The organism is Burkholderia sp. AU38729 (assembly GCF_020419725.1).
Classification (GTDB): Bacteria; Pseudomonadota; Gammaproteobacteria; order Burkholderiales; family Burkholderiaceae; genus Burkholderia.
Genome location: NZ_JAIZQO010000036.1, coordinates 1 through 1,089, shown reverse-complemented (window position 1 = coordinate 1,089; position 1,089 = coordinate 1). Strand labels below are relative to the sequence as shown.

Sequence of the window (1,089 nt, the reverse complement as noted above, 5' to 3'; positions counted from 1 at the left end):
ACTGGTTCACTATCGGTCGATCACGAGTATTTAGCCTTGGAGGATGGTCCCCCCATCTTCAGACAGGATTTCACGTGTCCCGCCCTACTTGTCGCACACCTAGTTCTTTCATACTGTTTTCGCCTACAGGGCTATCACCTGCTATGGCCGCACTTTCCAGAGCGTTCGGCTAACAATACAAATAAAGAGTGCAAGGCTCATCCCATTTCGCTCGCCACTACTTTGGGAATCTCGGTTGATTTCTTTTCCTGCGGTTACTTAGATGTTTCAGTTCACCGCGTTCGCTTCGCATGGCCTATGTATTCAGCCATGGATACTCCAAAAGGAGTGGGTTTCCCCATTCGGACATCTACGGATCAAAGCTTGTTTGCCAGCTCCCCGTAGCTTTTCGCAGGCTACCGCGTCCTTCATCGCCTGTGATCGCCAAGGCATCCACCACATGCACTTGTTCGCTTGACCCTATAACGAGTCTGTCTCGCGACAGTCGCTACAGGTTGAGTTCTCGCGTTGTGCCGTATTCCAATTGAGTCAAACATTAAGTTCGAATCATCTTGAGATACATCGATACAATCACAACCCGGATAGTTTTCACGTCCATCTCAAGACGCTTCCGCTATCCAAATTACTTGCTTCTTCCAGATTGTTAAAGAACGACAGCCGATACGTACTACGTATCACTCTGACTGGCTCAATCGCCAATGCAAAATTCTCGGTTCAGTGTCTGAACCAAGCCCTTAGCGTTGGTGATTGGTGGAGGCAGACGGGATCGAACCGACGACCCCCTGCTTGCAAAGCAGGTGCTCTCCCAGCTGAGCTATGCCCCCATGTACAGGTTTGCCTCAGGGTGTACCGCCACACAAGACGGTGGTGGGTCTGGTTGGATTCGAACCAACGACCCCCGCCTTATCAAGACGGTGCTCTAACCGACTGAGCTACAGACCCCTGAGTCTGTCTTTAAATTTACAGCCGATAAGCGTGAGCGCTCAACTTGTGCGAGAAGCTCTGGAAAGGAGGTGATCCAGCCGCACCTTCCGATACGGCTACCTTGTTACGACTTCACCCCAGTCATGAATCCTACCGTGGTGACCG

General features: G+C 51.1%; 2 tRNA genes and 2 rRNA genes. All 4 read right to left on the bottom strand.

The window, feature by feature from the left end:
- A 23S ribosomal RNA gene (locus tag LGM56_RS36705) occupies positions 1-459 on the bottom strand; the annotation flags it as partial.
- Between the two features lie 289 nt (positions 460-748).
- Positions 749-824: transfer RNA gene (locus LGM56_RS36700), tRNA-Ala, on the bottom strand.
- 41 nt (positions 825-865) lie between these two features.
- Positions 866-942: transfer RNA gene (locus LGM56_RS36695), tRNA-Ile, on the bottom strand.
- 64 nt (positions 943-1,006) lie between these two features.
- Positions 1,007-1,089: ribosomal RNA gene (locus LGM56_RS36690) — 16S ribosomal RNA — on the bottom strand; the annotation flags it as partial.